This is a genomic window from Hydrogenophaga sp. T2, from assembly GCF_049843535.1.
GTDB classification, from domain to species: domain Bacteria; phylum Pseudomonadota; class Gammaproteobacteria; order Burkholderiales; family Burkholderiaceae_C; genus Hydrogenophaga; species Hydrogenophaga crocea.
In genome coordinates this window covers 620,590-642,345 of sequence record NZ_JBBHZJ010000002.1, presented here as the reverse complement: position 1 = coordinate 642,345, position 21,756 = coordinate 620,590, and the positions used below count along the sequence as shown (strand labels likewise).

The window sequence follows — 21,756 nt, the reverse complement described above, 5'->3', positions numbered from 1 at the left end:
GGCCCATGCAGCGCTTCGTGCAGCTCGCCTTCGACCTGTTCGGCGACGACCCGCCCGAAGCCCCGCGCGCGCCGCCCGCGCCCGGCCCCGCACCCGCCGCCGCGGCAGCGCCCGCGCTGCCCATGGCCGAGGTGTTCCAGCCCGGCACCTGGCACCACCCGCGCGCCAACCGCCTGGTGCGCCTGCGCGGCTGCGAGGTGGGCTACGAATTCCAGCGCGGCAAGCGCCGCACCATCGGCCTGAGCGTGGGCACCGAAGGCCTGAGCGTGCGCGCGCCGCGCTGGAGCACCTTCGGCGAGATCGAGGCCGTGCTGCAGGAGAAGGCCGGCTGGGTGATCGACAAGCTCATCGAGGCCCGCGAGCGCGCCGAGCGCCAGGCCCGCAACCGCATCGCCTGGGCCGATGGCGTGGCGCTGCCCCTGCTCGGCGAGCCGGTGCGGCTGCAGCTCGACCCGGCGCACGGCTTCTCGGGCCGCGGCGCCGCGCTCGACAGCGCCACGCGCACGCTGCGCGTGGGCCTGCCCCGGCACGCCAGCGAAAGCCAGATCCGCGACGCCGCGCAGGCCTGGCTCATGCGCCACGCGCGCAGCGTGTTCACCGAGCGGCTCAACCACTTCGCGCCGCGGCTCGGCGTGCAATGGACGCGGCTGTCGCTCTCCAACGCCGACACGCGCTGGGGCAGCGCGAGCGCCGACGGCCGCATCCGCCTGAACTGGCGGCTGATCCACCTCTCGCTCGACATGGTCGACTACGTGGTGGTGCACGAGCTCAGCCACCTGCGCCACATGGACCACAGCCCGCGCTTCTGGGACGTGGTGGCCAGCGTCATGCCCGACCACCTCGAGCGCCGCCGCGCGCTCAAGGCCTCGGCGCTGCCGCTGGGCGAGGACTGAGCGCTGTCAGGCCACGCTGAACCGCCAGACGCCGTCCTCGCCGCGCTCGCGTCGCAGCGCGCCCGCGTGCCACAAGCGGTGCAGGTGCGCCACCGCCTCGCCCATCGCGAACGTGGTCTGGTGCAGGTCGAGCGCGCGCGGGAACAGCACCGGCAGCACGTCGTTCGCGCTGCAGGGCTTCTCGCGGCAGGCGGCCATCACCTCGGCGAGCCGCTCGTCGTGGTGCTCGTGCAGCTGCCGGATGCGCTCGTGCAGGCCGCGGAACGGCCGGCCGTGCGAGGGCAGCACCAGCGTGTCTTCCGGCAGCGGCAGGAACTTGTCGATCGAGTCGAGGAACAGCGTGAGCGCATCGGCCTCGGGCTCCTGGTCGTACACGCTCACGTTGGTCGAGATGCGCGGCAGGATCATGTCGCCGCTGATCAGCACGCCCAGCGCCTCGCACCACAGCGCCATGTGCTCGGGCGCGTGGCCGAAGCCGCTGATGCAGCGCCAGCCGTGCCCGCCGATGGTCACCACCAGGCCGTCGAGCAGGCGGCGCGATTGCGCGGGCACACCCGGCACCAGGCTCGGGTAGTAGTTGGCGCGCGCACGCACCTTGGCCACGCTCTCGGGATCGTTGAGGCCGTGGCTCGCGAAGAAGGCCGCTGCGGCCTCGCCGCCGAAGCCGGTGGTGGTCTGCGAACCCAGGCGGGCCATCAGGTAATCGGTGCTGCTGATCCACAAGCGGCAGTCCCAGCGCTCGCACAACCACTGCGCCAGCCCGATGTGGTCGGGGTGCATGTGGGTCACGATCACGCGCAGCACGGGCAGGCCGTCGAGTTCGTTGGCGAACACCTGCTCCCATTGCGCCCTCGTTTCGTCGCGCGCGATGCAGCAGTCCACCACGGTCCAGCCCTCGCGGCCGTCGAGGCGGTCGCGCAGCAGCCAGAGGTTGATGTGGTCGAGCGCGAAGGGCAGGCCCATGCGCACCCATTTCACGCCCGGCGCCACTGGCAGCGCGCGGCCGGTCTCGGGCAGGGCGGCGCCCAGCGGGTACTGCAGGCGGGCTTCGAGCTGGTCGCGGGAAAGGCTCATGGGGCGAAGGGCTGGCGCTAAGATGCTTGCTTTGACGTTGACGTAAACGTCAAGAAACGGGCATTCTACGGAGCACCACGGGCGATCCCCTGTCTGCCACCCGACACCGCACCATGGCCACCAACCCGACCTACACCATCGGCGACCTCGCGCGCGAGTTCGACCTCACCACGCGCGCGATCCGTTTCTACGAAGACATGGGCCTGCTGCAGCCCAAGCGCGAAGGCCCGGGTGGCCGCAACCGCGTCTACAGTGCGCGCGACCGCACGCGCCTGAAGCTCACGCTGCGCGCCAAGCGCCTGGGCCTCTCGCTCACCGAGGCCAAGGACATCATCGACATGTACGACAGCCCGCGCGACACCGGGCCCCAGTTGCGCAAATTCCTCGCCATCCTGGCCGAACACCGGCGCCAGCTCGAAGAGCAGATGGCCGATCTCGTGGCCAACCTCGACGAGGTCAAGGTGCACGAGAAGGAAGCGCGCGCGCTGCTCAACAAGGTCGAGCGCAAGGGCGCCTGAGTCCGCCCCGTCGAATTGACGTTTACGTAAACGTAAACATAGAATCGCGGCTTCGCGCCCGCGCCGGGTGCCCGCCAGGCCCATCCCCATGAGCACCGCTTTCCAGCCCAAGGACCCGAACTACGCCGAGCGCGTGCGCGCCAGCTTCGCGCTGCAGGGCGCCATGGGCACGCTGGGCGCCACGCTCGCCGACGTGGCGCCGGGGCGCGTGGTCATCACGCTGCCCTGGGCGAAGCACCTCACGCAGCAGCACGGTTTCCTGCACGCGGGCATGGTGTCCACCGCGCTCGACTCGGCCTGCGGCTACGCGGGCTTCACGCTCATGCCGGCCGACGCGGCCGTGCTCACCATCGAATTCAAGATCAACCTGCTCGCGCCCGCACAGGGCGAGAGCTTCCGCATGGTGGGCACGGTGATCAAGCCCGGCCGCACCGTGAGCGTGGTCGAGGGCCAGGCCTTTGCGCTGCACCAGGGCCGCGAGAAACTCGTGGCCACCATGGGCTGCACCCTCATGACCGTCACCGGCCGCGACGACGTGCGCGGCTGAACACAACCCGGAGACATTCCCCATGAACCAGCTTCCCGGCCTGAACTTCCAGTTGGGCGACGACATCGATGCGCTGCGCGACGCCGTGCGCGACTTCGCGCAGGCCGAGATCGCGCCACGCGCCGCCGAGATCGACCGCAGCGACCAGTTCCCCATGGACCTGTGGCGCAAGATGGGCGAGCTCGGCGTGCTCGGCATCACCGTGCCCGAGACCTACGGTGGCGCCAACATGGGCTACCTCGCGCACATGGTGGCCATGGAGGAGATCAGCCGCGCCAGCGCGTCGGTGGGCCTGAGCTACGGCGCGCACTCCAACCTGTGCGTGAACCAGATCAAGCGCAACGGCAACGACGCGCAGCGCCAGAAGTACCTGCCCAGGCTGATCAGCGGCGAGCACGTGGGCGCGCTGGCCATGAGCGAGCCGGGCGCGGGCTCCGACGTGATCAGCATGAAGCTCAAGGCCGAGGACAAGGGCGGCTACTACCTGCTCAACGGCAGCAAGATGTGGATCACCAACGGCCCCGACGCCGACACCCTGGTGGTCTACGCCAAGACCGAACCCGAGATGGGCGCGCGCGGCGTCACGGCCTTCCTCATCGAGAAAGGCATGAAGGGCTTTTCGATCGCGCAGAAGCTCGACAAGCTCGGCATGCGCGGCAGCCACACGGGCGAGCTGGTGTTCCAGAACGTCGAGGTGCCGGCCGAGAACATCCTGGGGGGCCTCAACAACGGCGCCAAGGTGCTCATGAGCGGGCTCGATTACGAGCGCGCCGTGCTCAGCGGCGGGCCGCTGGGCATCATGCAGGCGGTCATGGACAACGTGATCCCCTACATCCACGACCGCAAGCAGTTCGGCCAGAGCATCGGCGAGTTCCAGCTCATCCAGGGCAAGGTGGCCGACATGTACACCGTGCTGCAGGCCGCGCGCAGCTTCGCCTACACCGTGGCCAAGAACCTCGATCTGCTGGGCACCGAGCACGTGCGCCAGGTGCGCAAGGACTGCGCGAGCGTGATCCTCTGGACCGCCGAGAAGGCCACCTGGATGGCGGGCGAGGGCGTGCAGATCTTCGGTGGCAACGGCTACATCAACGAATACCCGCTGGGCCGCCTCTGGCGCGACGCCAAGCTCTACGAGATCGGCGCCGGCACCAGCGAGATCCGCCGCATGCTGATCGGCCGCGAACTGTTCGCCGAGACCCTGTAAGGCGGGCGCAGGCCCGGTGCTGGGACAATGCCCCCATGAGCGACGATCTTCAACACCTGCTGGAACACAACCGGCGCTGGGCGGCCCAGGTCGAGGCCGAGCGCCCGGGATTCTTCACCAAACTTTCGCAACAGCAGAGCCCGCGCTACATGTGGATCGGCTGCTCCGACAGCCGCGTGCCCGCGAACCAGATCACCGGCCTCGACCCGGGCGAGGTCTTCGTGCACCGCAACGTGGCCAACGTGGTGGTGCCCACCGACCTCAACTGCCTGTCCACCGTGCAGTACGCGGTCGACGTGCTCAAGGTCGAGCACCTGATGGTGGTGGGCCACTACGGCTGCGGCGGCGTGCAGGCCGCGCTGCGCGATGCCCGCGTGGGCCTGGCCGACAACTGGCTGCGCCACATCAAGGACGTGCGCGACCGCCATGCGGCGCTGCTCGCGGGCCTGCCCGAGAAGCACCGCCTCGACGCGTTGTGCGAGCTCAACGCCATCGAGCAGGTGGTGAACCTCGCGCAGACCACCGTGGTGCAGGACGCCTGGAGCCGCGGTCAGGCGATCGCGCTGCACGGCTGGGTCTATGGCTTGAAGGACGGCCTGGTGCAGGACCTGTTCATGACCCTGCGCGGCAACCCCGATCTCGACACCGCGTACCTGCGCGCCGTGGAAGGCGTGGCGGTGCGCTCGCGCGACTGAGTCTGCGGCCGCGGGACGCGCCCTTGCCATGCCCCGGCCGCGGCCTGAATTCCCTTTCACACAGGAGCACACCATGTCCGATCCCATCGTCATCCTCGGTGCCGCACGCACCCCCATGGGCGCCTTCCAGGGCGACTTCGCCGCGCTGTCGGCACACGACCTCGGCGGTGCGGCCATCAAGGCCGCGGTCGAGCGCAGCGGCGTCGATCCCAAGGCCGTCGACGAGGTGCTGTTCGGCAACTGCCTGATGGCCGGCCAGGGCCAGGCGCCCGCGCGCCAGGCCCTGCTCAAGGGCGGCCTGCCGCTGTCCACCGGCGCGGTCACGCTCTCGAAGATGTGCGGCTCGGGCATGAAGGCCACCATGCTCGCGCACGACCTGCTGGTGGCGGGCAGTGCTCAGGTGATGGTCTCGGGCGGCATGGAGAGCATGACCAACGCGCCCTACCTCATGCTCAAGGGCCGCGGCGGCTACCGCATGGGCCACGACAAGATCTACGACCACATGATGCTCGACGGCCTCGAAGACGCCTACGAGCCGGGCCGCAGCATGGGCACCTTCGGCGAGGACTGCGCCGCCAAATACGCGTTCACGCGCGAGCAGCAGGACGCCTTCGCCACCGCTTCGGTCACGCGCGCCAAGGCCGCCACCGAGAGCGGCGCCTTCGCGAAAGAGATCGTGCCCGTCACCGTGAAAGACCGCAGCGGCGAGCGCGTGGTCTCGGTGGACGAAGGCCCGGGCAAGATCAAGCTCGACAAGATCCCCGCGCTCAAGCCCGCGTTCAAGAAGGACGGCACCATCACCGCCGCCTCGAGCTCGTCGATCAACGACGGCGCGGCCGCGCTGGTGCTGGCCAAGGCCTCGACCGCGCAGCGCCTGGGCGCCAAACCCATCGCGCGCATCGTGGGCCACACCACGCACGCGCAGGAACCCAACTGGTTCACCACCGCGCCCGTGTACGCCACGCAGAAGCTGCTCGCGGCCACCGGCTGGAAGGTCGAGGACGTGGACCTGTGGGAAGTCAACGAGGCCTTCGCCGTGGTGCCCATGGCGCTCATGGCCGAGCTCAAGGTGCCGCACGAGAAGGTCAACGTGAACGGCGGCGCCTGCGCGCTGGGTCACCCCATCGGCGCCAGCGGCGCGCGCATCCTGGTCACGCTGATCCACGCGCTGCAGGCGCGCGGCGGCAAGAAGGGCATCGCCACGCTGTGCATCGGCGGCGGCGAGGCCACGGCCATGGCCATCGAGCTGGTGTGAGCACGGTCCTCGTCATCGGCGCGTCGCGCGGCATCGGCCTCGAGTTCGTGCGCCAGTACCGCGAAGCGGGTGATCGCGTGATCGCCACCGCGCGCGACGACGCGGGCCTGCAGCGTCTGCGCGAACTCGGCGCCGAGGCGCTGCGCATCGACGTGGCCCAGCCCGCGAGCATCAGCGGCCTGGCCTGGCAGCTCGATGGCGAGAAGCTCGACACCGCGCTCTATGTGGCCGGCGTGTTCCCGCGCATCGACGCCGGCGTGCCCCCCACGCGCGAGGCCTTCGACCTCGCCATGCACACCAACCTGCTCGGCGCCATGCAGGCGATTCCGCAGGTGGCGCCGCTGGTGGACGAGGCGGGCGGCCGCTTCGGCTTCATCTCGAGCGCCATGGCGCAGATCCGCGGCGTGCCCGACGGCCGGGGCTGGCTCTACCGCGCGAGCAAGGCCGCGCTCAACATGGCCGTGGCCTGTGCCCAGCACCAGTACCCGCGCGCCACGCTGGTGGCGCTGTCGCCGGGCTGGGTGCAGACCGACATGGGCGGCGCCGCGGCGCCGCTCACCGTCGACGACAGCGTGAGCCGCATGCGCGCCACGCTCGCGCGCCTCACGCCCGCGCAACGCGGTGCCTTCATCGACCAGGATGGCCGCGCCTTCGACGGCTGGTGAGCGAACGACCATGATCCACACCATCGACCAGTTGCGCGCGCTCTACGGCCAGCCGCGCGAACGCGCGCTGCTCAAGCAGATGGCCCGCATCGACGCGCACGCGCGCCGCTTCATCGAGCGCTCGCCGTTCTGCGTGCTCGCGAGCAGCGGTGTGCACGGCCGGCTGCTCGACGCTTCGCCGCGCGGTGGCGCGCCCGGCTTCGTGAAGGTGCGCGACGAGCGCACCCTGCTGCTGCCCGACTCGGTTGGCAACAACCGCCTGGACACGCTGGAGAACCTGCTCGCCGACCCGCGGCTGTCGCTGGTTTTCCTGATCCCCGGCGTGGAGGAAACGCTGCGCGTGAACGGCCGCGCGCGCCTGCGCGACGAGCCCGAATTCGGCGACGCCTTCGCGCAGGAACGCCAGCGCCCCCGGCTCGTGATCGAGATCACCGTGCACGAGGTTTACCTGCACTGCGCCAAGGCCTTCATGCGCTCGAAGCTGTGGTCGCCCGAGAGCTGGCCCGAGCGCAGCGGCCTGCCCACCATGAACCAGATGATCCGCGACCAGCTCGGCGCCGCCGTCGAGCTGGAAAGCGAAGAGGCGACGCGCGCGCGCTACCTCGCGCAGCTCGCCCAGGAACGAACCCCCGACCCGGAGCGCTGAATGCTGTTGACCCCCGACCAGGAAGCCGTGCGCGACGCCGTGCGCGCCTTCGCCCAGGCCGAGCTCTGGCCGAATGCCGCGAAGTGGGACAAGGAACACCACTTTCCGCACGACGTGCACCGCGGGCTCGCCGAACTCGGCGCCTACGGCATCTGCGTGCCCGAGGCCCTGGGCGGCGCCGGCCTCGACTACGTGACCCTGGCCATCGTGCTCGAAGAGATCGCCGCCGGCGACGGCGGCACCAGCACCGCGATCAGCGTCACGAACTGCCCGGTCAACGCCATCCTGCTGCGCTACGGCAATGCGCAGCAGCAGGAGCGCTGGCTGCGCCCGCTCGCGGCCGGCCAGATGCTCGGCGCCTTCTGCCTCACCGAGCCGCACGTGGGCTCGGACGCGTCGGCGCTGCGGACCACGGCCGTGAAGCAGGGCGGCGACTACGTGATCAACGGCGTCAAGCAGTTCATCACCAGCGGCAAGAACGGGCACCTGGCCATCGTCATTGCCGTCACCGACAAGGCCGCGGGCAAGCGCGGCATGAGCGCTTTCCTCGTGCCCACCGACACGCCGGGCTACGTGGTGGCGCGGCTCGAGGACAAGGTGGGCCAGCACAGCAGCGACACCGCGCAGATCAACTTCGAGAACTGCCGCATCCCGGCCGAGAACCTGATCGGCCAGGAGGGTGAGGGCTACAAGATCGCGCTGTCGGCCCTCGAAGGCGGGCGCATCGGCATTGCCGCGCAAAGCATCGGCATGGCGCGCAGCGCCTTCGAATGCGCGCTCACGTACGCCAAGCAGCGCGAGAGCTTCGGCCAGCCCATCTTCAACCACCAGGCCGTGGGCTTTCGCCTGGCCGACATGGCGACGCAGATCGAGGCCGCGCGCGCCCTGGTGCTGCACGCGGCCGCGCTGCGCGACGCCGGCAGGCCCTGCCTGAAGGAAGCCGCCATGGCCAAGCTGTTCGCGAGCGAGATGGCCGAGCGCGTCTGCAGCGACGCGATCCAGGTGCACGGCGGCTACGGCTACGTGAGCGACTTCCCGGTCGAGCGCATCTGGCGCGACGTGCGGGTGTGCCAGATCTACGAAGGCACCTCGGACGTGCAGAAGATCCTGATTCAGCGCGCGCTGGCCTGAGCGCGCGCCGGGCTCACAGGTCCTTGAGGTTCTTCAGGCAGGCCCGCATCCAGCGCAGCTCCCAGGGGTCTTCGTGGGCCTGCGCCGGCGCCAGCCCGAGCGCCTCGAGCTGCATGTAGGCGTTCTTCATTTCCTCGGGCAGCGCGTCGAGCAGGCGTTCGCGCATTGCGGCGCGGATGTCGCCGTGCACGGGTGCGCCGTACGTCGCGATCAGGGCCTGTTGCTCGATCTGCCAGGTGTGCAGGGTGTGCCGGTTCTGTATCGCCTCGTGCGGGGCTGTCAGCGCCGGCGGCTCGAAGCCCCAGGTGTGGGCCAGCAGGCCGAGCACTTCGGCGGGCGACGGGTTGCGCGGGGTGACGCGGTCCACCAGCAGCACCAGGTTCTTCTCGAACAGCGCCTGCTCGTCTTTCACCCACTGCTGCGCCTGCTGCCGCTGCAGCGCGTAGTCCGTGCCGGGCGGCCACTGGGGGTAGGCGTCCTGCAGTGGGCGCGGCAGCCGCGCGAGCAGGGCCGCGCGAATGGCGTTGTTGAACGCGATGAGGGCCTCCTGGCCCGGGCACCGGGCGCGCAGGTTCTGCTTGGTGCTGTTGAAGGTCTGGATGAAGGCGATGAACGACTTCGGGGGGTGCGCGGGCAGGGTGGGCTGCGTGCGCCACGCGCCCATGGGGTCGGTGTCGTAGCTGCGCCCCCAGGCGAACGCCAGGGCGTTCAGCAGATGGCCCATCGGCGCGGTGTCGGGCAGCTGCCGCATGACCGTTTCCACCGCGTTCGCGACCGACTCGGCCAGCGTGGGGGTGGGGAGGACGGGGATGGGTGCGTCCGGGTGCGAGGCGGACCGCACCGGGGCGCCGGACGCGTTCGCCCAGGCGATCACCGCGGCTTTCCGGCGCGTGTACGAGGGGCCGCTGTCCTCGATGACCCGGCCCAGGGCCCGCTGCAGGGCGTCGGGCAGCTGCTGCGCGACGGCCGCCTGCAGGGCCTGGCCGAAGGCAGCCCGGGCATCGGGATAGGCCTTGAACAGCCCCTCCTTTTCGACCACCACCGTGTTCACGAAGTCCTGCGCCCTGCCGCACCAGCCGCCCCAGGCGAGCAGCAGGGCCTGCATCACGTCGGCGTGCGGAAAGCTGGGGTGGGCGACGATGGCCGCCACCGCTGCCGCCACCGCCGTGTCCTGCGCCGTCGCGCGATCGCCCGCGCCCTGCGCGGCGCCGGCTTCGCCGGTGGGCAGGCCCGCCGCGTCCGGCGGGTTCACGGGGTCGGGCGGTGCGGGCGTGTGCGGCAGGCCGGCGGTGGACCGGGGTGGGGTGGAAGGGGGCTTGGGGGCGCTGTGCAGGTACATGGGGCCTCTCGCTGGCGAACGGACAACAGGGGACAACAGGCGGGCGCCGTCGCGGCGCGCGTCCTGGGTGGCGGGTGGGGTGGGCCGGGTCCTGCTGTTGCGATCACCGATGTCGCGCGCGCATATGATCCCGCTCCCATGAACATCCTCATCCTCGGTGCGGGCCGCGTGGGCGAAAGCGTGGCCGAGAGCCTGGTGTCGGAGCAGAACGACATCACCGTCATCGACATGGACCCCGCGCGGCTGCGCCTGCTCGAAGACAAGCTCGATCTGCGCGGCGTGGTGGGCAACGGCATCCAGCCCTCGGTGCTGCGCGACGCCGGCGTGAAGGACGCCGACATGGTGATCGCCTGCGCCGCGCAGGACGAGACCAACCTCGTGGTCTGCAAGGTGGCGCACGACGTGTTCAACGTGCCCACCACCATCGCGCGGCTGCGCTCACCCGAGTTCACCGATGGCGAAGGCGACGATCAGCTCTCGCGCACCAGCTTCTCGGTGAGCCACGTGCTCTGCCCCGAGGCCTCGGTCACGCGCTACATCCACCAGCTCATCAGCTACCCCGAGGCGCTGCAGGTGCTCGAATTCGCGGGCGGCCGCGCCAGCCTGATCGCGGTGCGCGCGAGCCACGGCGGCGCGCTCGTGGGCCACACCATCGGCGAGTTCCGCGAGCGCTTCACCCGCTGCGAGATGCGCGTGGTGGCGCTCTACCGGCTCGACACCGAGATGGAGGCCACGCCGTCCACGCGCATCCTCGCGGGCGACGAGGTCTTCGTGCTCGCCGACACCGACAAGATCCGCGACGTGCTGGCCGCCATCCACAACACCGACCAGCCGGTGCAGCGCGTGATGATCGCGGGCGGCGGCCGCGTGGGGCTGCGCCTGGCGCGCAGCCTGGTGGGGCAGTGCGAGGTGAAGCTGCTCGAGCGCGACCGCCGGCGCTGCGAGTACCTCGCGAGCCAGCTGCCCTCGAGCATGCTGGTGCTGCAGGGCGACGGCGCCGACGAGGACCTGCTCGAAGAGGAAAACGTGGGCGAGATGGACATGTTCCTCGCGCTCACGAGCGACGACGAGGACAACATCATGTCGGCCATGCTGGCCAAGCGGCTCGGCGCGCGCCGCGTCATGGCGCTCATCAACCGCCGTGCTTACGCCGACATGATGCAGGGCGGCACCATCGACATCGCGATCTCGCCCTCGCAGGCGGTGATCGGCGAGCTGCTGGCCCACGTGCGCCGCGGCGACGTGGCGGCCGTGCACAGCCTGCGCCGCGGCGCGGCCGAGGCGCTCGAAGGCATTGCACGCGGCGACGTGAAAACCAGCAAGCTCGTGGGCCGGCGCATCGAAGAGGTGAAGCTGCCCAAGGGCGCGCGCATCGGCGCCATCGTGCGCGGCGAGGGCCACGACTCCGAGGTGCTCATGCCCCACCACGACCTGCTGATCGAGGATGGTGACCACATCATCCTGTTCATCCCGCACAAGCGCCTGGTGCGCGAGGTCGAAAAGCTGTTCCAGGTCAGCGCCACCTTCTTCGGCTGAACGCGCGCCCGCCATGCACTCCCTCTGGCTGCCCGTTCTCTGCGTGTTCTCGCGCGTGCTGCTGGCCTTTTCGCCCACCTTCCTGGTGCCGCTGGCCTGGGCCTGGTTCCTCGACCGCGACCACCACGTGCAGGTCTGGGCCCTGGGCTTCGCGGCCACCGCGCTCAGCGGCTGGTTGCTGTGGATGGCCACCAAGCGCCACCGGCGCGAACTCATGCCGCGCGACGGCTTTCTGCTCGTGAACCTGGTGTGGGTGGTGCTGCCGCTCTACGCGGCGGTGCCGCTGCACTACGCGGTGCCCGGCCTGACCGTGAGCCAGGCCTATTTCGAGGCCATGAGCGCGCTCACCGCCACCGGCGCCACGGCGATCTCGGGGCTCGACGCGCTGCCGGTGTCGATCAACGTGTGGCGCTGCTTCCTGCAGCTCATCGGCGGCCTGGGCATCATGCTGCTGGTGGTGGCCGTGCTGCCGCTGCTGGGCCTGGGCGGCATGCAGCTCTACCGCGCCGAAACACCCGGCCCCATGAAGGACACCAAGTTCACCCCGCGCATCGCCGAGACCGCGCGCGGCCTGTGGGGCGTGTACGTGCTGTTCTCGGTGGCCTGCATGCTGGCCTACCGCTGGGCCGGCATGGGCTGGGCCGACGCCTTCATGCACATGTGCACCACCATGGGCCTGGGCGGGCTCTCGCCCTACGACGCGAGCCTGGGCCACTACGACTCGGCGCGCATCGAGTGGGTGGCCACGGCTTTCATGACCATGGCGGGCATCAGCTTCCTGCGCTACTTCGTGGTGCTCAAGCACCGTTCGCTGCGCCCCATCACGGGCGACCGCGAGATCCGCACCTACCTCGTGGTGCTGGCCGTGGCCATCGCGGTGGTCACGCTCATGCTGCTCGCGCACGGCGTGTACGCCGATTTCCCCACCGCATTGCGCAACGCGGCGTTCCACGTGGTGTCGCTGGCCACCACCACGGGCTACAGCACCACCGACTACGCGGCCTGGCCGGTGTTCCTGCCGGTGCTGTTGATCTTCCTCGGCTGCTTCGCCTCGTGCGCGGGCTCCACGGGCGGCGGCATCAAGATGGTCCGCATGGTGCTGCTGGTGAAGCAGGCGCGGCGCGAGCTGGTGCGCATCATCCACCCGCGCGTGGTGAATCCGGTGACGCTGGCCGGCGCGGTGGTGCCCGCGCCGGTGATGAACGCGGTGTTCGGCTTCATGCTGATCTACGGCGCGGCCACCGTGGGCCTGACCATGCTGTTGCTGATGACGGGCCTGGACATCGTGAGCGCGTTCACCGCGGTCATCGCCACCGTCAACAACATCGGCCCCGGCCTGGGCGTGGTGGGGCCGGCCAGCAACTACGGCGTGCTCAGCGACGCCCAGCTCTGGGTACTGAGCGCGGCCATGATGATGGGGCGGCTCGAACTGCTCACGGTGCTGGTGCTGTTCACCGGGCACTTCTGGCGCAAGTAGCGCCGCCCCGGCGGCGCCTCAGTCGCGGGCGGGAATGTTGAGGCCGCGCTGCACCGCGGGGCGGGCCGCGAAGGCGTCGAGCACGCGCTGCACCTCGGGGAAGTCGGCGAAGCCCACGAGATCGCCCGCGCCGTAGAAGCCCACGAGGTTGCGCACCCAGGGGAAGACCGCGATGTCGGCGATGGTGTATTCGTCGCCCATGATCCAGCGGCGGCCCTTGAGGCGCTGGTTCAGCACCGCCAGCAGGCGCTTGCTCTCACCCACGTAGCGGTCGCGCGGGCGCTTGTCTTCGTAGTCCTTGCCCGCGAACTTGTGGAAGAAACCGAGCTGGCCGAACATGGGGCCGATGCCGCCCATCTGGAACATCAGCCATTGCAGGGTCTCGTAGCGCGCCGCGGTGTCGGTGGGCAGCAGGCGGCCGGTCTTGCCGGCCAGGTAGACCAGGATCGCACCCGATTCCCAGAGCGCGAGCGGACGGCCTTCGGGGCCGTCGGGGTCGATGATCGCGGGGATCTTGTTGTTGGGGTTGAGCGAGAGGAACTCGGGCGAGAGCTGGTCGTTGGTGTCGAAGCGCACCAGGTGCGGCTCGTAGGGCAGACCGGTTTCTTCGAGCGCGATCGACACCTTCACGCCATTGGGCGTGGGCAGCGAATAGAGCTGCAGGCGGTCGGGGTGCTGCGCGGGCCACTTCTTCGTGATGGGGAAGCTGTCGAGGGGGCTCATGGGGTCTCCTGGTGGGGGGAGCGCGCATTGTGGAACCGGCGCCGGAAGGCCCATGCCGCACAGGGGCATCGATAATCCGGCCTCTTTGCAAAGCCCCATGCCCACCCCCGCCCCCGACGCCTGCCCCTGCGGCCGCGGCCCCGCGTTCAGCGCCTGCTGTGGCCGCTACCTGGGCACCGGTGTGCCCGCGCCCGACGCCGAATCGCTCATGCGCTCGCGCTACACGGCCTTCGTGCGCGGCGACGCGGCCCACCTGCTCGCCACCTGGCATGCGAGCACGCGCCCGGCCACGCTGGACCTCGAGCCCGGCGTGAAGTGGCTGGGCCTGGAAGTGCGCGCGCGGCGCGACACCGCCCCCGACCGCGCCGAGGTCGAGTTCGTGGCGCGCTCGCGCAGCGCGGGCCGTGCCCACCGGCTGCACGAGCGCAGCCGCTTCGTGCGCGAGGGCGGCCAGTGGTTCTACGTGGACGGCGACTTCATCACCAAGGACACCGCATGACATTCGAGGCCGTGCTGTTCGACTGCGACGGCGTGCTCGTGGACAGCGAACCCATCACCAACGGCGTGCTGCGCGAGCTGCTCACCGAAGCGGGCTGGGCCATCAGCGCCGAAGACTGCGAACGCCTGTTCATCGGCCGCGCGGTGCGCGACCAGCGCGCGCTGATCGAGCACCACACGGGCCGCCCCTTCAGCGAAGACTGGCTCAAGGGCTTCTATGTGCGCCGCAACGCGCGGCTGCTGGCCGAGCTGCAGGCCATCGAAGGCATCCACGACGCCGTGGCCCAGGTGCACGCACACACCGGCGGGCGCATCGCCTGCGCCTCGGGCGCCGACAAGCCCAAGGTGCTGATGCAGCTCGACAAGGTGGGCCTGTCGCGCTACTTCGGCGACGCGGTGTTCAGCGGCCACGACCTGCCGCGCTCCAAGCCCGCGCCCGATGTGTACCTGGCCGCGGCCGCGCACCTGGGCGTGGACCCCAAGCGCTGCCTGGTGATCGAGGACACCGCGCCCGGCGCGCAGGCCGGCCTGGCCGCGGGCGCGACCGTGTGGGGCTTCTGCGCCCAGGGCCACGGCCGCGCCTTCGAGGGCCTGCCGGTGGCGCGCGTGTTCCACCACATGCGCGAGCTGCGGCTCTGAGCCGGCGCGCGGCTCAGCCGCGCCAGAGCCGGGAGGCGTCGATCTCGTCCAGCGTGCGGCAGCCGCACAGCGCCATGGCCATTTCGAGTTCGGTGCGCAGCAGGTGCAGCACATGGGCCACGCCCGGCGCGCCCGCGGCCGCGAGGCCGTGCAGCACCGGCCGGCCCACCAGCACCGCCGAGGCGCCGAGCGCGAGCGCCTTGAACACGTCGGTGCCGCGGCGGACGCCGCCGTCGAGCAGCAGCGGCAGCCGGCCCTGCACGGCCTGCGCGATCGCGGGCAGCGCGTCGAGCGTGGCGGGCACGGTGTCGAGCACGCGCCCGCCGTGGTTGGAGACGATCGCGCCGGCCAGGCCTTCATCGGCGGCGCGCACCGCGTCGGCCGGCGCGAGCACGCCCTTGAGCACGATGGGCAGCGCGGTCTGTTCGCGCAGCCAGGCGATGTCGCGCCAGGTGGGCGCGGCGTCGAGCAGCGGGCTGCCGAACAGCGGCGGCTGGCCAGGGCGCGCGGTGTGCGGCGGCAGGGGCCTGGCGCCCTGCAGGTTCACCGCGCCCAGGCCCGGCGGCGGCACGAAGCCCGCGCGCTGTTCGGTGTTGCGCGCGCCGCTCACGGGCGCGTCCACGGTGAGCACCAGCGCGCGGTAGCCCGCGGCCTCGGCGCGCTGCACCAGCGCGCGCGTGAAGCCGCGGTCGGGCTGCAGGTAGAGCTGGAACCACAGCGGCATGGGAGGCTGGGCGGCGCCCGCGGCCTGCGCCAGCGCTTCCAGCGGCGTGCCCGACTGCGTGCTCACGACCACCGGGGTTCGCATGGCGGCCGCCGCCAGCACGGTGGCCAGTTCGCCGTCGGGGTGGGCGAGACCGTGGCTGGCCATGGGCGCCACGAGCAGGGGGTGGTCGAGCGCCTGGCCCAGCAGCGTGAGCCGCGTGTGGCCGCCGGCGAGCTCGGCGAGCACCCGCGGCGCGAGCCGCAGCCGCTCGAAGGCCGCGCGGTTCTCGCGCAGCGTGATCTCGTCGGCCGCGCCGCCCTGCAGCCAGGCCCAGGCCGGCGCGCCCATGCGCTCGCGCGCGAGCGGCTCGTAGTCGGCCACGGCCGCCACCGTGGGCGGGATCTGCGCCAGCGGCGGCTTCAGGTGTTCGCCCATTGCCGCAGCAGGTTGTGGTACACGCCCGTGAGCCGGTCGAGGGCCGGGTGGCCCGGCGTGTCGCGCGCCAGTTGCTGGATCGCGGTGTCGAGCTCGAACATGAGGCTGCGCTGGCTGTCGTCGCGCACCAGGCTCTGCACCCAGAAGAACGCGGCCAGTCGCACGCCGCGCGTGACCGGCGTGACGTGGTGCAGGCTGGTGCCCGGGTAGAGCACCAGATCGCCCGCGGCGAGCTTGGCGCTGTGCGGGCCGAAGTGGTCCTGCACCGTGAGCTCGCCGCCCTCGTACTCGTGCGGCTCGCTGAAAAAGAGCGTGGCCGACAGGTCGCTGCGGATGCGGTGCGGCGTGCCCGGCACGCTGAACACCGCCGCGTCCACGTGCGGCCCGTAGTGCCCGCCGCCCTCGTAGCGGTTGAAGCGCGGCGGCAGCACCTTGAGCGGCAGCGCGGCCGACACGAACAGCGGGTGCCGGCCCAGCGCCTGCAGGACCAGCTCGCCGATCTCGCGCGCCGCGGGCTGGTCGTCACCGAGCTGGCGGTTGTGCTTGACCTGCGCGGCCAGGTGGCCCGCGGTGGCGCGGCCGTCGGACCAGTCGGCCGCGTCGAGCAACTGGCGGCACTGGCGCACCTGCTCGGGCGTCAGCACCTGGGGGATTCGCAGCATCATGGTCGGGGCGATCTTGGCAAATGAGAATTATTCCCGATTGTGCCGCGAACCGGCTCAGCGCTGGCGCCAGTCGCCCGGCGAGTGCCCGGTCCAGGCGCGGAAGGCGCGGATGAAGCTCTTCTCGTTGCGAAAGCCCACGGCCTCGGCCACCTGCTTGATCGGCCGGTTCGTGCGCAGCAGCAGCTGGCTCGCGCGCTCGCGCCGCACGGCGTCCTTGAGCGCCTGCAGGCTCGCGCCTTCTTCCTTGAGCTGCCGGTGCAGCGTGCGCGCCGAGGTGTGCAGCCGCGCGGCGATGTCGTCGGCGTTGTGCGCCGCCAGCGGCTGGTTGGCGAGCAGGTCGCGCACGCGCTGCACCAGCAGCCGGTCGCGCCGGTACGAGCGCACCGTGAGCGGCAGCGCGCGCTGCAGCAGCTGGCGCATGGCGGCCTCGTCGCGGCGCAGCGGCAGCGCCAGGTATTGCGCGTCGAAGGCGATCGCGGCCTCGGGCGCGCCGAAGCGGCTGGGCGCGTCGAACAGCACCGCATAGGCCGCCACGTGCGGCGGCGCGGGGTAGGGGAAGCGCGCGTCGAGCAGCGGGATGCGCGAGTCGATGAACCAGGCCGCGAGGCCGTGGATGTTGCGCAGCACCGAGACCGCGCTGAGTTCGGCCATGGGGCCCGGGTCGCGCACCAGGCGCAGCACGATCTCGGCGCGCTCGCCCGCCACCTCGACCGAGAGCGCGATGGCCTGCGCGAGCAGACCGTGGTGGCGGCACCAGCGCTTGAGCGCCACGCCCAGCGTGGGCGCCGACAGCGAGGCGCGCGCGAGCAGGCCGTAGCTGCCCCAGGGCAGCGCGCGCTCGAAGCAGCCCAGGGCCTCGTCGTCGAGCTCGCGCATGGCCGCGTACGACACCGCCTCCATCTGCGCGGCCGTGATGCGTGCGCGGGGGTCGTTCAGCCGTGCTGGCGGAATTTGTGCCTGTGCGAGCGCGCCTGACGGGTCCATGCCGCGCGCCCGGTAGGCCAGCGCCATGGCCTTCACGAGCGCCATGGGCGTGAGCGCGGGGCCGGTGTGCAGATCGGCGGTGTCGGGCAGGGCGTTGGCCATCGCGCGAGTGTGCCATCATGCCCGAAAGCGTGGCGCGATTTGCTACCGCCGTGGCGACCGGAAAGCCGCCGCCGGGGTGTACCCTCGCGCCTCGTCCGCCCCACAAGACACAGGCCCTGCCATGCCCCTCCTGGAGACCAAGCTCAACCCCCGATCGGCCGAATTCCAGGCCAACGCCGAGGCCATGCGCGCCCAGGTCGAGGACCTGAAACGGCAACTGGCCAAGGCCGCGCAAGGCGGCGGCGAGGCCGCGCGCGCCAAGCACACCGCGCGCGGCAAGCTGCTGCCGCGCGACCGCGTGCAGATGCTGCTCGACCCCGGTACGCCCTTCCTCGAGCTGTCGCCGCTGGCCGCGCACGGCATGTACAACGGCGACGCGCCCTGCGCCGGCGTGATCGCGGGCATCGGCCGCGTGAGCGGGGTCGACTGCCTGATCGTCTGCAACGACGCGACCGTCAAGGGCGGCACCTACTACCCCATGACGGTGAAGAAGCACCTGCGCGCGCAGGAGGTGGCCATGCAGAACCGCCTGCCCTGCATCTACCTGGTGGACTCGGGCGGCGCCAACCTGCCCAACCAGGACGAGGTCTTCCCCGACCGCGAGCACTTCGGCCGCATCTTCTACAACCAGGCCAACATGAGCGCGCAGGGCATCGCGCAGATCGCCGTGGTCATGGGCTCGTGCACCGCGGGCGGCGCCTACGTGCCCGCGATGAGCGACGAGACCATCATCGTGAAGAACCAGGGCACCATCTTTTTGGGCGGCCCGCCGCTGGTGAAGGCCGCCATCGGCGAGATCGTGAGCGCCGAAGACCTGGGCGGCGGCGACGTGCACACCCGCCTCTCGGGCGTGGCCGACCACCTCGCGCAGAACGACGCCCACGCCATCGCGCTCGCGCGCCAGGCCGTGGCCACGCTCAACCGCCGCAAGGAAGTGGCGCAGGCGCTGATCGCGCCGCGCGCGCCGCTGTACGCGGCCGAAGAAATCTACGGCGTGATCCCCACCGACACGCGCAAACCCTACGACGTGCGCGAAATCATCGCGCGCATCGTCGATGGCTCCGAGTTCCACGAGTTCAAGGCGCGCTACGGCAGCACCCTGGTCTGCGGCTTCGCGCACATCGAGGGCATGCCCATCGGCATCGTGGCCAACAACGGCGTGCTGTTCTCCGAGAGCGCGCAAAAGGGCGCGCACTTCATCGAGCTGTGCGGCCAGCGCAAGGTGCCGCTGCTGTTCCTGCAGAACATCACCGGCTTCATGGTGGGCCGCAAGTACGAGAGCGAAGGCATCGCGCGCCACGGCGCCAAGATGGTCACGGCCGTGGCCACGGTGCAGGTGCCCAAGTTCACCATCATCATCGGCGGCAGCTACGGCGCGGGCAACTACGGCATGTGCGGCCGCGCCTACAGCCCGCGCTTCCTCTGGATGTGGCCCAACGCGCGCATCAGCGTGATGGGGGGCGAGCAGGCCGCCAGCGTGCTTGCCACCGTCAAGCGCGACGGCATCGAGGCCAAGGGCGGCCAGTGGAGCGCCGAGGAGGAAGCGGCCTTCAAGCAGCCGCTGCTCGACCAGTTCGCGCACCAGTCGCATCCCTACTACGCGAGCGCGCGCCTCTGGGACGACGGCGTGATCGACCCCGCCGACACGCGCCGCATCCTCGCGCTCGCGATGTCGGCCACGCTCAACGCGCCCATCGGCGAGCCGAAGTTCGGCGTGTTCCGCATGTGAGCCGGGGCAGCGACCATGAAGCGCCTGGCCAAGCCCTTGCTGAACCGCCGCCACTGGATCGCGCTGGCGGCCGTGGCCACGCTGCCCGCCTGCGTGGTCGCGCCCTATGGCACCTACTACCGTCCCGAGACCCCGCTGGCGCGCGCCGAGTGGCGGCGCGCGAACTGCCAGGGCAAGTCCGGGCCACAGACGGGTGTGCGGCTGGACCTGGGTGATGGCCTGTTCATCGAGGTGCGCAGCGTGCTCGACCGCGGGGACACGCGCGGCCTGCAGATCTCGCTGGCGTTCACGTTGCCGGCGCGCACGGTGATCGCGTTGTCCGGTCCTGTCGTGCTCGAGGTGGACGGCCAGCCCGTCGCGGCCCGTTTCACCGACCCGTCCTACGGCGGCCGCGCGCCCGGCCCGGGGGATCGCTGGCAGCAGGGCGAGCCGATCGAGACCTCGCGCTCGGGCGGGCGCGTCGAATTGCTGGCGCTGGTGCCCCAGCCTGGCGCCATGGTGCGGCTGGCCTGGCCCGCCGCGCAACGCAACGGGCAAGCACTGGTGCTGCCCGAGCTGGTCCTGCGCCGCCGCAGCTTCGACGGCGGCGTGGAACCCTTCAACTGCTGAGCCGCCGTGGACGCACGCGCCCACTTCCACCTGCTCGCGCGCTACCACGCCTGGGCCACCCAGCGCCTGCTCGCCGCCGTGGCCGCGCTCGACGACGACGCTTACCGGCGCGACGTGGGCCTGTTCTTCAAGAGCGTGCACGGCACGCTCAACCACCTGCTCGTGGGCGAAAGCCTGCTGTGGTTCCGGCGCTTCGCCCACGGCGAATCGCCGCGGCTCGCGCTCGACCACGAGGCCGAGGCCGACCGCGCGCGCCTGGCGCAAGCGCTGCAAGCGGGCGCCGAGGCCTGGGCCGACGCCATCGCCGCCTGGCCGGCCGAGCGCTTCGAGGCCCGGCTGCGCTACACGCGCATGAACGGCGCCGAGGTCGATCTGCCGTTCGCCCCCACGCTGGCCCACGTGTTCAACCACGCCACGCACCACCGCGGCCAGATCACGGCCACGCTCACCGCGTTCGGCGAGCCCGCGCCCGAGCTCGACCTCGTGTATTTCCTGCAGGCCCAAAAGACCCCGACCGGCTGAAGCCGGCGCACCGACGGAGACAAGCGCATGGAATCCACCATCTACGACACGCCCGAGCACCAGACCCTGCGCGAACAGGTGGCGCGCTTTCTCGCGCGCGAGGTCGAGCCGCACGCCGACGCCTGGGAGCGCCAGGGCTTCGTGCCGCGCGAGGTGCTGCGCCGCATGGGCCAGGCCGGTCTGCTGGGCCTGGCCTTCGAGGGCGAGCACGGCGGCGGCGACGCCGACGCGCTGACCAACCTGGTGTTCGCCGAGGCGCTGTCGCAGAGCACCTACGCGGGCTTCGTCATCACCGTGCTCGTGCACACCGACATGGCCGGCCCCCACCTGCACCACGCGGGCAATGCCGCGCAAAAGGCCCGGCACCTGCCGCGCGTGTGCGCGGGCGAAGCCATCTGCGCCGTGGCCATCACCGAGCCCGGCGCCGGCTCCGACGTGGCCGGCATCCGCACGCGCGCCGTGCGCGACGGCGATCACTGGGTGATCAACGGCACCAAGATGTTCATCACCAACGGCGTGCACGCCGACCTGTACTTCGTCGCGGCCAAGACCGGCCCCGGCAAGCGCGAGGTCTCGATGTTCATCGTGGAGAAGGGCACGCCGGGCTTCAGCGTGGGCCGCGCGCTGAACAAGACCGGCTGGCTCAGCTCCGACACGGCCGAGCTGGTGTTCGACAACGTGCGCGTGCCCGCGGCCAACCTGCTCGGCGAAGAGGGCAAGGGCTTCTACGCGGTGATGCAGAACTTCCAGACCGAGCGCATCGCGCTCGGTGCCATGGCCGTGGGCCATTGCCAGCGCGCGCTGCAGCTCACGCTCGACCACGTGCGCCAGCGCCAGGCCTTCGGCGGCCCGCTGTGGGACCAGCAGACCATCCGCCAGCGCCTGTCCATGCTCGACGCCAAGGTGCGCGCAGCGCGCCAGTTCATGTACCACTGCGCCTGGAACGTGACCCAGGGCCGCGACATCGTGCAGCAGGTGTCCATGCTCAAGGCGCTTACGGGCGAGCTCGTGAACGAGGTGGTGCAGACCTGCCAGCAGTTCCACGGCGGCATGGGCTTCATCCGCGAGACCGCGATCGAGCGCCTGTGGCGCGACGCGCGCGTGCTGGCCATTGGCGGCGGCGCGACCGAGGTGATGCTCGAAGAAGTGGCCAAGAGGTATTGA

At 71.1% G+C, this 21,756-nt stretch carries 23 protein-coding genes; 17 read left to right on the top strand and 6 right to left on the bottom strand.

Going from position 1 to position 21,756, the window contains the following annotated elements; genetic code table 11:
* Positions 1-5 precede the first annotated feature (5 nt).
* Positions 6-893 (top strand): M48 family metallopeptidase, encoded by an 888-nt coding sequence (locus WDZ95_RS06705; RefSeq protein WP_425777169.1) that lies wholly within the window; start codon positions 6-8, stop codon positions 891-893.
* Positions 894-899: 6 nt separating this feature from the next.
* Here the strand turns inward: WDZ95_RS06705 and WDZ95_RS06700 are convergent, their stop codons facing one another.
* On the bottom strand, positions 900-1,967 hold the full coding sequence (locus tag WDZ95_RS06700) for an MBL fold metallo-hydrolase (protein ID WP_425777167.1): 1,068 nt from the start codon (positions 1,965-1,967) through the stop codon (positions 900-902).
* A gap of 113 nt (positions 1,968-2,080) precedes the next feature.
* Here WDZ95_RS06700 and WDZ95_RS06695 point away from each other — a divergent pair, with 113 nt between their 5' ends.
* The 8 genes from WDZ95_RS06695 (at position 2,081) to WDZ95_RS06660 (ending at position 8,628) form a co-directional block, all read left to right on the top strand.
* Entirely contained in the window at positions 2,081-2,485 is a 405-nt protein-coding gene (locus WDZ95_RS06695; protein ID WP_166229766.1) for a MerR family transcriptional regulator, read from the top strand.
* Positions 2,486-2,573: 88 nt separating this feature from the next.
* Positions 2,574-3,032 (top strand): PaaI family thioesterase, encoded by a 459-nt coding sequence (locus tag WDZ95_RS06690; protein WP_425777164.1) that lies wholly within the window; start codon positions 2,574-2,576, stop codon positions 3,030-3,032.
* 22 nt (positions 3,033-3,054) lie between these two features.
* On the top strand, positions 3,055-4,236 hold the full coding sequence (locus tag WDZ95_RS06685; protein ID WP_425777162.1) for an isovaleryl-CoA dehydrogenase: 1,182 nt from the start codon (positions 3,055-3,057) through the stop codon (positions 4,234-4,236).
* 35 nt (positions 4,237-4,271) lie between these two features.
* Complete coding sequence (gene can, locus WDZ95_RS06680) at positions 4,272-4,931, top strand: carbonate dehydratase (protein WP_166229772.1); 660 nt, start codon at positions 4,272-4,274, stop codon at positions 4,929-4,931.
* Between the two features lie 73 nt (positions 4,932-5,004).
* Complete coding sequence (locus WDZ95_RS06675) at positions 5,005-6,186, top strand: acetyl-CoA C-acyltransferase (RefSeq protein WP_166229774.1); 1,182 nt, start codon at positions 5,005-5,007, stop codon at positions 6,184-6,186.
* Positions 6,183-6,851 (top strand): SDR family oxidoreductase, encoded by a 669-nt coding sequence (locus WDZ95_RS06670; protein ID WP_425777160.1) that lies wholly within the window; start codon positions 6,183-6,185, stop codon positions 6,849-6,851. Before WDZ95_RS06675 ends, WDZ95_RS06670 begins: the two co-directional genes overlap by 4 nt.
* A gap of 10 nt (positions 6,852-6,861) precedes the next feature.
* Positions 6,862-7,497, top strand: coding sequence for a pyridoxamine 5'-phosphate oxidase family protein (locus tag WDZ95_RS06665; RefSeq protein ID WP_425777158.1), 636 nt, complete (start codon positions 6,862-6,864; stop codon positions 7,495-7,497).
* Positions 7,498-8,628, top strand: coding sequence for an acyl-CoA dehydrogenase family protein (locus WDZ95_RS06660; protein ID WP_425777156.1), 1,131 nt, complete (start codon positions 7,498-7,500; stop codon positions 8,626-8,628).
* A 13-nt stretch (positions 8,629-8,641) separates the two neighbouring features.
* Here the strand turns inward: WDZ95_RS06660 and WDZ95_RS06655 are convergent, their stop codons facing one another.
* Positions 8,642-9,967 (bottom strand): hypothetical protein, encoded by a 1,326-nt coding sequence (locus WDZ95_RS06655; RefSeq protein ID WP_425777154.1) that lies wholly within the window; start codon positions 9,965-9,967, stop codon positions 8,642-8,644.
* 138 nt (positions 9,968-10,105) lie between these two features.
* Between WDZ95_RS06655 and trkA the strand changes: the two genes are divergently transcribed.
* Both trkA and WDZ95_RS06645 read left to right on the top strand, forming a co-directional pair.
* Positions 10,106-11,503, top strand: coding sequence for a Trk system potassium transporter TrkA (gene trkA / locus WDZ95_RS06650; RefSeq protein ID WP_425777152.1), 1,398 nt, complete (start codon positions 10,106-10,108; stop codon positions 11,501-11,503).
* A gap of 13 nt (positions 11,504-11,516) precedes the next feature.
* A complete protein-coding gene (locus tag WDZ95_RS06645) occupies positions 11,517-12,980 on the top strand; it encodes a TrkH family potassium uptake protein (protein WP_425777150.1) in 1,464 nt (487 codons plus the stop codon).
* Positions 12,981-12,998: 18 nt separating this feature from the next.
* Here WDZ95_RS06645 and WDZ95_RS06640 read toward each other — a convergent pair whose 3' ends face one another.
* Positions 12,999-13,703 (bottom strand): glutathione binding-like protein, encoded by a 705-nt coding sequence (locus tag WDZ95_RS06640; RefSeq protein ID WP_166229786.1) that lies wholly within the window; start codon positions 13,701-13,703, stop codon positions 12,999-13,001.
* Positions 13,704-13,800: 97 nt separating this feature from the next.
* On the opposite strand from WDZ95_RS06640, the gene WDZ95_RS06635 reads away from it, so the two are divergent.
* The gene (locus WDZ95_RS06635) at positions 13,801-14,202 is read left to right on the top strand and encodes a YchJ family protein (RefSeq protein ID WP_425777148.1); all 402 of its coding nucleotides are present in this window, start codon (positions 13,801-13,803) and stop codon (positions 14,200-14,202) included.
* Positions 14,199-14,840, top strand: a complete 642-nt coding sequence (locus tag WDZ95_RS06630; protein ID WP_425777146.1) for an HAD family hydrolase — start codon at positions 14,199-14,201, stop codon at positions 14,838-14,840. Before WDZ95_RS06635 ends, WDZ95_RS06630 begins: the two co-directional genes overlap by 4 nt.
* Before the next feature lie 13 nt (positions 14,841-14,853).
* Here WDZ95_RS06630 and WDZ95_RS06625 read toward each other — a convergent pair whose 3' ends face one another.
* The 3 genes from WDZ95_RS06625 to WDZ95_RS06615 are packed head-to-tail and all read right to left on the bottom strand — an operon-like array spanning position 14,854 to position 17,732.
* A complete protein-coding gene (locus WDZ95_RS06625) occupies positions 14,854-15,981 on the bottom strand; it encodes an alpha-hydroxy acid oxidase (protein ID WP_425777144.1) in 1,128 nt (375 codons plus the stop codon).
* Entirely contained in the window at positions 15,966-16,646 is a 681-nt protein-coding gene (locus WDZ95_RS06620; RefSeq protein ID WP_425777142.1) for a Fe2+-dependent dioxygenase, read from the bottom strand. The genes WDZ95_RS06625 and WDZ95_RS06620 overlap by 16 nt, the downstream gene beginning before the upstream one ends.
* Before the next feature lie 54 nt (positions 16,647-16,700).
* Positions 16,701-17,732 carry an AraC family transcriptional regulator gene (locus WDZ95_RS06615; protein ID WP_425777140.1) on the bottom strand — a complete coding sequence of 344 codons (1,032 nt, stop codon included), beginning with the start codon at positions 17,730-17,732 and terminating at the stop codon, positions 16,701-16,703.
* Between the two features lie 121 nt (positions 17,733-17,853).
* Here WDZ95_RS06615 and WDZ95_RS06610 point away from each other — a divergent pair, with 121 nt between their 5' ends.
* The 4 genes from WDZ95_RS06610 to WDZ95_RS06595 are packed head-to-tail and all read left to right on the top strand — an operon-like array spanning position 17,854 to position 21,756.
* A complete protein-coding gene (locus tag WDZ95_RS06610) occupies positions 17,854-19,461 on the top strand; it encodes a carboxyl transferase domain-containing protein (protein ID WP_425777138.1) in 1,608 nt (535 codons plus the stop codon).
* Between the two features lie 15 nt (positions 19,462-19,476).
* The gene (locus WDZ95_RS06605) at positions 19,477-20,070 is read left to right on the top strand and encodes a hypothetical protein (protein ID WP_425777136.1); all 594 of its coding nucleotides are present in this window, start codon (positions 19,477-19,479) and stop codon (positions 20,068-20,070) included.
* A gap of 6 nt (positions 20,071-20,076) precedes the next feature.
* Positions 20,077-20,592: a DinB family protein gene (locus tag WDZ95_RS06600; RefSeq protein WP_425777134.1), complete on the top strand. Its 516-nt coding sequence runs from the start codon at positions 20,077-20,079 to the stop codon at positions 20,590-20,592.
* Positions 20,593-20,619: 27 nt separating this feature from the next.
* A complete protein-coding gene (locus tag WDZ95_RS06595; protein ID WP_425777132.1) occupies positions 20,620-21,756 on the top strand; it encodes an acyl-CoA dehydrogenase family protein in 1,137 nt (378 codons plus the stop codon).

Coding starts and splice junctions, on each gene's coding strand:
- WDZ95_RS06705 (WP_425777169.1), top strand. CDS start 6: ATGCAGCGCTTCGTGCAGCTCGCCTTCGACCTGTTCGGCGACGACCCG.
- WDZ95_RS06700 (WP_425777167.1), bottom strand. CDS start 1,967: ATGAGCCTTTCCCGCGACCAGCTCGAAGCCCGCCTGCAGTACCCGCTG.
- WDZ95_RS06695 (WP_166229766.1), top strand. CDS start 2,081: ATGGCCACCAACCCGACCTACACCATCGGCGACCTCGCGCGCGAGTTC.
- WDZ95_RS06690 (WP_425777164.1), top strand. CDS start 2,574: ATGAGCACCGCTTTCCAGCCCAAGGACCCGAACTACGCCGAGCGCGTG.
- WDZ95_RS06685 (WP_425777162.1), top strand. CDS start 3,055: ATGAACCAGCTTCCCGGCCTGAACTTCCAGTTGGGCGACGACATCGAT.
- can (WP_166229772.1), top strand. CDS start 4,272: ATGAGCGACGATCTTCAACACCTGCTGGAACACAACCGGCGCTGGGCG.
- WDZ95_RS06675 (WP_166229774.1), top strand. CDS start 5,005: ATGTCCGATCCCATCGTCATCCTCGGTGCCGCACGCACCCCCATGGGC.
- WDZ95_RS06665 (WP_425777158.1), top strand. CDS start 6,862: ATGATCCACACCATCGACCAGTTGCGCGCGCTCTACGGCCAGCCGCGC.
- WDZ95_RS06660 (WP_425777156.1), top strand. CDS start 7,498: ATGCTGTTGACCCCCGACCAGGAAGCCGTGCGCGACGCCGTGCGCGCC.
- WDZ95_RS06655 (WP_425777154.1), bottom strand. CDS start 9,967: ATGTACCTGCACAGCGCCCCCAAGCCCCCTTCCACCCCACCCCGGTCC.
- trkA (WP_425777152.1), top strand. CDS start 10,106: ATGAACATCCTCATCCTCGGTGCGGGCCGCGTGGGCGAAAGCGTGGCC.
- WDZ95_RS06645 (WP_425777150.1), top strand. CDS start 11,517: ATGCACTCCCTCTGGCTGCCCGTTCTCTGCGTGTTCTCGCGCGTGCTG.
- WDZ95_RS06640 (WP_166229786.1), bottom strand. CDS start 13,703: ATGAGCCCCCTCGACAGCTTCCCCATCACGAAGAAGTGGCCCGCGCAG.
- WDZ95_RS06635 (WP_425777148.1), top strand. CDS start 13,801: ATGCCCACCCCCGCCCCCGACGCCTGCCCCTGCGGCCGCGGCCCCGCG.
- WDZ95_RS06630 (WP_425777146.1), top strand. CDS start 14,199: ATGACATTCGAGGCCGTGCTGTTCGACTGCGACGGCGTGCTCGTGGAC.
- WDZ95_RS06625 (WP_425777144.1), bottom strand. CDS start 15,981: ATGGGCGAACACCTGAAGCCGCCGCTGGCGCAGATCCCGCCCACGGTG.
- WDZ95_RS06620 (WP_425777142.1), bottom strand. CDS start 16,646: ATGATGCTGCGAATCCCCCAGGTGCTGACGCCCGAGCAGGTGCGCCAG.
- WDZ95_RS06615 (WP_425777140.1), bottom strand. CDS start 17,732: ATGGCCAACGCCCTGCCCGACACCGCCGATCTGCACACCGGCCCCGCG.
- WDZ95_RS06610 (WP_425777138.1), top strand. CDS start 17,854: ATGCCCCTCCTGGAGACCAAGCTCAACCCCCGATCGGCCGAATTCCAG.
- WDZ95_RS06605 (WP_425777136.1), top strand. CDS start 19,477: ATGAAGCGCCTGGCCAAGCCCTTGCTGAACCGCCGCCACTGGATCGCG.
- WDZ95_RS06595 (WP_425777132.1), top strand. CDS start 20,620: ATGGAATCCACCATCTACGACACGCCCGAGCACCAGACCCTGCGCGAA.